General features: G+C 44.2%; 5 protein-coding genes. 3 read left to right on the top strand and 2 right to left on the bottom strand.

Features of this window, described 5'->3' with window-relative positions; genetic code table 11:
- Nucleotides 1-86: 86 nt before the first annotated feature.
- Both AS194_RS12795 and AS194_RS12800 read right to left on the bottom strand, forming a co-directional pair.
- Nucleotides 87-572, bottom strand: coding sequence for a Dps family protein (locus AS194_RS12795; RefSeq protein ID WP_058025882.1), 486 nt, complete (start codon nucleotides 570-572; stop codon nucleotides 87-89).
- A 256-nt stretch (nucleotides 573-828) separates the two neighbouring features.
- On the bottom strand, nucleotides 829-1,488 hold the full coding sequence (locus AS194_RS12800) for a YcxB family protein (protein ID WP_058025884.1): 660 nt from the start codon (nucleotides 1,486-1,488) through the stop codon (nucleotides 829-831).
- A 486-nt stretch (nucleotides 1,489-1,974) separates the two neighbouring features.
- Between AS194_RS12800 and serS the strand changes: the two genes are divergently transcribed.
- The 3 genes from serS to AS194_RS12815 form a co-directional block, all read left to right on the top strand.
- Entirely contained in the window at nucleotides 1,975-3,261 is a 1,287-nt protein-coding gene (serS, locus tag AS194_RS12805) for a serine--tRNA ligase (RefSeq protein WP_058025885.1), read from the top strand.
- A gap of 295 nt (nucleotides 3,262-3,556) precedes the next feature.
- Complete coding sequence (gene tkt, locus AS194_RS12810; RefSeq protein WP_058025886.1) at nucleotides 3,557-5,554, top strand: transketolase; 1,998 nt, start codon at nucleotides 3,557-3,559, stop codon at nucleotides 5,552-5,554.
- A 339-nt stretch (nucleotides 5,555-5,893) separates the two neighbouring features.
- On the top strand, nucleotides 5,894-6,961 hold a 1,068-nt coding region (locus AS194_RS12815), incomplete at its 3' end, for an IS256 family transposase (protein WP_058025887.1).

Genomic DNA, 6,961 nt, shown 5'->3' on the forward strand with positions numbered 1-6,961 from the left:
GCACCCAGCTGGGTGCTTTTTTATGCTTTTAAGTTTTACTGTTATTTGGATTTATTTAAGCTAAGTGTGATCAGCTTAGTAAAGTATTAACCCAAAAAGGCATTGTACATCCATACCAGCTTTTCTTGCTCTTGTACGTATTCATCAACCAGATCAGCGGTACCTTGATCGTCGCTTTCTGCTGCTAATGAAGATACTTGACGCTGCTCGGCAATGAGCGCTTGTAAACCAGTTACTACGCCTTTAACGCAAGATGTACCATCTTTGACGTTTTTGTCTTCGCTGATGCTCGTGTGTTGTGCAAAATCGCTATAAGCGTGAAGTGGTGTACCACCGAGAGTCAAGATACGCTCAGCGATCTCATCAATCTGTAACTGCAATGCTGTGTATAATTCCTCAAACTTTGGATGCAAGGTAAAGAAATGCTCACCTTTTACATTCCAATGATAGCCACGTACATTTAAGTAAAACACATGGTACGTTGATAGCAGATTGTTTAATTGAGCGATGACTTCGCTCATGTCAGCTTTTTCTAAACCGATCTGGTTAGTAGCGTTATTAGTATTACTCATAATATTGTCCTTATAGTGTGAGTGTTGTTATATAAAATTGAAGAAAGACGAGTAGTAGTTAATTAGCATAAAAATAAAAATATCTTAACTTTTATTAATATCTACATAAGCTCTAGCTCTTCCTTTGATGCTTATAATAATAGCAAACTATCATTAGTAAGTTAAATATAATAAATTCACTTTTGCGATTGGTTTTATAAAACTATAATTGAGTCTCTCTATCGCTTTTCTAAACGATAGAGAGAGCTGATAACCGTTATGCTGGCGGCTGCAAGTTTTCAGGATTTAAGCCTTTGACCGGAACCACTTCTTGTAGATGTTGACGTACCGTATCGATAGGGAATTTTTGCGCTTGCAAACGTTTCGGAAGAATTTGGCTACCTTGCTGGCCTTTCATCTCAAACATCATAAAGATATAGTCGTCAGTCTCGTCCCAGCTCTTGATAGCAGTCCACGGAATAACCGCTTGCTGGGTCGCACCTGCACGCATTTGCATACCGCGCATTTGCGAGTTTTTCATCATCTCAGGCTGGTTGCTTGGCATTGCCATGACCAGACCATGTTTTTGTACACCTAGCTTCATTTGACGCATTTCATCTGGCATCTCTTGATCAGCAATTTGTTTTTCAAACTCTCTTTTTACATACCATCTAAAGCCTAAAGTACGCGCCAATAGATAAATCACCACACCAACGAGCATCAACCAAAAAATGATGGTTGAGTAGCCTGTTACAAAGATCAGTCCTGCAATAGCGAGTACCACAACCACAGCCATAATGATCCATTCTTTGGTCTTAAAGCTTGACAGACCAAAAGAGGGGCTGGCACTGGCAAACAGTTCATATTGGGCTTGAAGGAATTCAGCTTCAGTTAGGTTTAAGGCGACAGGTTGGAGCGTGTAAGGATACAGGGCCATAAAGGTTTCTCAGATGCTTATGTTAAAAGTGTTGGGTTTACATCGCCAAAGCCAAGTCATGATGTACTACTTGGCTGTAGGTAAATAAAGGTATGCGCTTATCTTACCGAAAAGTACTCTTAAATGAAACATATAAGCGGATCTGTTCACTGATAGCGGCGATATTAATGGCTTTAATAAAGGTAAGTGAGTCTTATTAAAGTAAGTTGAACATATAGGATATGCATTTCGGGTAAGTATGACTGGCTATGAATAATGAAAGTAGTAGCCCAAAATCACGCTAAAAGCGCTCAAAAAAGCTCAAAGCATGGTCAAATCTGCTGGGTCTTGGTATGATAGCGGCACCCATATAATTTGATAAAAAATATGGCAGCATGGCAAGGTAGTTATTGAGTTATGAAGCTTTGCAATAAGTATAAGCTGACCAATAATTATACTAATAATGTTTAAACTTCTTATTCACTCTTAGTGTTACAGGCAACGATTATGATTGATCCAAAACTCTTACGCGGCGATTTGAGCGATTTACAGCAACAACTGGCCACACGTGGCTACACGCTTGATATGGAGTTTTGGCAGTCGATTGAATCCGAGCGCAAGTCTCTACAAGTCAAAACAGAAGAATTGCAATCGCGTCGTAACGCTGGGGCTAAGCAAGTCGGCGCTCTAAAAAAATCAGGCGAAGATGCCAGTGAGCTATTGGCTGAGATGCAAAGTGTCAGCGGTAAGATCAAAGCTGCTGAAGACGAGCTACGTACTCTGCAAGAGCGCATCACTCAAGCGGCGCTACAGATCCCAAATATTCCAGCAGCAGATGTACCAGTAGGTACGTCAGAAGACGATAACGTAGAAGTGCGTAAGTGGGGCACGCCGCGTACGTTTGATTTTGAAATTCAAGATCACACGCATATCGGTGAGACGCTTGGCATGCTCGACTTTGAGGCCGCAACCAAACTGACAGGCAGCCGTTTTAACGTGCTAAAAGGCCAATTGGCGCAGCTGCATCGTGCACTGATCCAGTTTATGCTCAACACCCATACCATGAAATACGGCTATCTTGAGACCTATGTGCCTTATATTGTCAATAGCGATAGTCTAAAAGGGACGGGTCAGTTGCCTAAGTTTGAAGAGGATTTGTTTAAGCTAAGCAATCACACGAATAACGATGAGATGGATTTTTATCTGATTCCAACAGCAGAAGTGCCAATGACCAACTTGGTACGCGGAGAGCGTTTGGATATCAAAGAGCTACCGCTAAAATTCACCGCGCATACGCCATGTTTCCGTAGTGAAGCGGGCTCGCACGGTCGTGATACACGTGGTCTGATCCGCCAGCATCAGTTTGAAAAAGTGGAAATGGTCAATGTTGGCACCAGCGATCAGTCTGATGACTTGCTAGAGGCAATGACAGGGCAGGCCGAATATATCTTGCAGCAGCTTGAGTTGCCATACCGCACGGTACAGCTATGTACTGGCGATATGGGTTTTGCCGCACAAAAGACCTATGACATCGAAGTATGGCTACCAAGCCAAGATACCTACCGCGAAATCTCTAGCTGCTCTAACTGTGGCGATTTCCAAGCGCGCCGTATGGGTACGCGTGTCAAAGATGGCAAGCAAACCAGCTTAGCTCATACTTTGAACGGTTCAGGATTGGCGGTTGGTCGTACGCTACTAGCAGTGATGGAAAATCATCAAAACGCTGATGGTAGCATTACGATTCCAGAAGTATTGCGTCCATTTATGGGCGGTACTGAGACTATTTCAGTTTAATAAATGGACTATAAGTAATGAGCTGCTTATCACTTAGGTCACTTGCAGCTTGTTACTGATAACTTAAATTAATATCTATAACTGTCTATCGTTTAACAAAACTGATGTGAGTCATTGCTAAATAGAAACGGTATTGTCACCGCATTTTTGGCTAGGCTCATAGCAAATATGTTAATATTGCATTTTTATTTTATAGCCTATCCACTGAGGACGCACGCCGCGTTTTTGGTGGATTATCCTCTGAGTACACTCTCCTCTTATCTTTATACGACTCATTCGAATATTAGGACACTCTATGCCAGCTCCAATTAGCGAACGTAAACTAGCCAATGCCATCCGTGTACTGTCGTTTGACGCGGTTCAAAAAGCCAACTCTGGACATCCGGGTGCGCCAATGGGTATGGCTGATATTGCCGAAGTTTTGTGGCGCAAATTTTTGAAGCACAATCCAGCAGATCCTAATTGGCACAACCGTGATCGCTTTGTATTGTCAAACGGTCATGGCTCGATGCTTATTTATTCATTGCTACATTTATCAGGCTATGACGTCAGCGTTGATGACCTAAAAGGTTTCCGTCAGCTAAATTCAAAGACCCCAGGGCACCCTGAACTTGGCTACACACCTGGTGTCGAGACGACGACTGGTCCACTCGGACAAGGTATTGCCAATGCTGTTGGTTTTGCGATTGCAGAGAAGACACTCGCAGCGCAGTTCAACCGCGACGGTCATAATATCGTCGATCATCATACCTATGCTTTCCTAGGCGATGGCTGCTTGATGGAAGGTATCAGTCATGAAGTGTGCTCGCTCGCTGGCACATTAGGTCTTGGCAAATTGGTATTCTTCTATGATGACAATGGCATCTCAATCGATGGTAATGTTGAAGGTTGGTTCACTGATGATACCGAAGCTCGCTTTGAGTCTTACGGCTGGCAAGTTATCAAAGTCGATGGTCATGATACTGATGCGATTACGCAGGCAACTGAGCAAGCGATTGCAGAAACTGCTAAGCCAAGCCTAATTATTTGCAAAACGACTATCGGTGCTGGTAGCCCGAACAAACAAGGCCTTGCGGCCAGTCATGGCGCGCCACTTGGTGATGACGAAATCGCCTTGACGCGTGATGCGCTGTCTTGGAAACATGCGCCGTTTGAATTAGATGACGAAATCTATGAAGCATGGGATGCTAAAGCCAAAGGCGACGTACAGCAAAAGAACTGGGATGCTGACTTTGAAGCGTACAAAAAAGCCTATCCAGAGCTTGCCGCAGAGTTGTCACGTCGTCTAAATGGTGAGTTGCCAGCTGACTTTGCTAGCCAAGCGCAAGCCTATATTCAGCAAACGCAAGAAGTGGGCGGTGATGTCGCTAGTCGTAAAGCCAGCCAAAATGCGATCAACAGCTTGCAGCCATTACTGCCAGAACTACTAGGCGGCTCAGCAGATTTAGCGGGCTCAAACCTCACGCTATTTAAAGGCGCTAAAGGCATCGAGAAAGACGCTGATGGCAACTATATCTATTATGGTGTGCGCGAGTTCGGTATGACCGCGATTGCCAATGGTATTGCACTACATGGCGGCTTTATCCCTTACGTAGCGACGTTCCTGATGTTTATGGAATACGCACGTAATGCGGTACGCATGGGCGCACTGATGAAGCAGCGCGTCATCCACGTCTATACGCATGACTCTATCGGTCTGGGTGAAGACGGCCCAACGCATCAGCCAGTTGAGCAATTGACGAGCCTACGTACCACGCCAAACCTACGTACATGGCGTCCTTGTGATGCGACTGAATCTGCTAGTGCTTGGGTAGAAGCAATCAAATCAGAAAGCAATCCATCAGCATTGATCTTTAGCCGTCAAAGCTTGCCACATCAAGCACGTGACAGCGAGCAAGTCGCGAACATCACCAAAGGTGGTTATGTACTGGCAAAAGAACAAGGCGAGCTACAAGCCATCATTATCGCCACCGGTTCAGAAGTTGGCCTAGCGATGGAAGCGTATGAGGCGTTGAGCGCAAATGGTATTGGCGTCCGTGTGGTGTCTATGCCATGTGCTGAAGTCTTCGTTGAGCAAGAGGCGAGCTATCGCGAAGCGGTATTGCCCGCCAATATCCGTGCTCGCGTCGCAGTAGAAGCCGCGCATGTGGACTACTGGTATAAGTTCGTTGGTCTAGATGGCAAAGTCATCGGTATGACCACTTATGGCGAATCTGCTCCAGCTAGCGACTTGTATAAAGAGTTTGGTATCACGACTGATGCTGTGGTTGAAGCGGTAAATAGTTTGGTGTAATAGACCTAACTGAGTTAGTATTTAAAAAAAGAGCTACTAGAGAAATCTAGTGGCTTTTTTTATGGCTATTTTTTAATAAATTCATCAAACTGTATAAGCATACTCTGTAAGCTTACATTTATTTCTTCAATATCTTCTTTCGAATAATCTTTAGTTAAATGTACGATTCGATTACGATTCTCGTTTAAACTAATCAACTTAAAAAATAAATATGAGTCAATAAATTTACTATCATGTAAGAATATAATAAGCCTCTTAAAAGGTCTATTATGACTAGTTTCAGGAGCCTTTCCTAAAAACTGTGTAACTGCTTATAATCCACTAACTGGAGAATAAGCAATGACTACTCAACCCGACATCAAGAAACTGGCCCAGCAGATGGCTGGCAGCATGAACAGCTTCGATGACATTAAAGACTTCCAAAAGCAGCTCATGCAATCCTTTATCGACACTGCCCTTGAAGCTGAGATGGAAGATCATCTCGGCTATCCCAAGCATGAAAAGGCGGATAAGCCTAACAAGCGCAACGGGCACACTAAAAAGACCGTCCGCAGTGACACAGGCGATCTTGAGATATCTACCCCAAGAGACCGTGATGGTGACTTTGAACCTACACTTGTGCGCAAGCATCAAACCCGTATCTCAGGTCTCGATGATAAAATCATATTCCTTTACGCCAAGGGTCAAACCACCACCGAGATTGTAGAGAGCATCAAAGAGCTCTACGACGTCGATATCTCAAGCACACTGGTTTCAAGAGTCACTGACAACATCTTAGAGGACATCACCGCTTGGCAGAACCGGCCATTGAGCAGTATCTATCCTATCGTCTATTTGGACTGCATTGTCGTCAAAGTACGTCAAGACAAGCAAATCATTAATAAAGCTATCTATCTGGCTTTAGGCGTCAACCTTGAAGGCAAAAAAGAGCTGCTGGGTATGTGGTTATCAGAGAATGAAGGCGCTAAGTTCTGGCTGGGTGTTCTCACTGAACTACAAAACCGCGGGGTTCAAGATATCCTAATCGCCTGTGTTGATGGTCTAAAGGGCTTCCCTGATGCCATCAATACCGTTTATCCCAACGCTCAGGTTCAGCTGTGTATCGTGCATATGGTGCGTTACTCAATGAAGTTCGTGCCCTGGACGGATAAAAAGAAAGTATCGGCTGATTTAAAGGCCATCTACGGTGCGGATACGCTTGAGATAGCAGAGGCCAATCTTGAGCACTTTGATGAGACTTGGGGCAAAGATTACCCGCACGTGGTCAAGTCTTGGCGCAATAACTGGGAAGGCTTAACGGTGTTCTTCGAGTATCCTAAAGACATCAGAAAAGTGATTTATACCACCAATGCGATAGAGTCGCTAAACAGTGTGATTCGTACGGCAGTGAATAAGCGTAAGGTGTTC

The sequence above is a fragment of the Psychrobacter piscatorii genome (assembly GCF_001444505.1).
GTDB classification, from domain to species: domain Bacteria; phylum Pseudomonadota; class Gammaproteobacteria; order Pseudomonadales; family Moraxellaceae; genus Psychrobacter; species Psychrobacter piscatorii_B.